At 66.2% G+C, this 210-nt stretch carries 1 pseudogene; it reads left to right on the forward strand.

From position 1 onward, the window contains the following. Nucleotides 1-210 (forward strand): annotated as a pseudogene (locus tag ACQP6G_RS20925) (carbohydrate ABC transporter permease); the annotation flags it as partial.

Here is a 210-nt window from a genome sequence, read left to right on the forward strand (position 1 = left end):
AACTTCGCCACCGCGTTGTCCGGGATCGGCGGGGTCGGGTTCTGGACCTTCTTCGGCAACTCGATGATCCTGGCCGTCGCCTCGGTGGTCGGGGTGATCCTGTCCTCGACCGTCGCGGCCTACGCGTTCGCGCGGATCGACTTCCCCGGCCGGGGCATCTTCTTCGCGATCATGATCGGCACCCTGCTGCTGCCGTTCCACGTCGTGATC

Origin of the sequence: Isoptericola nanjingensis, from assembly GCF_050311635.1 — a bacterium.
Classification (GTDB): Bacteria; Actinomycetota; Actinomycetes; order Actinomycetales; family Cellulomonadaceae; genus Isoptericola; species Isoptericola nanjingensis.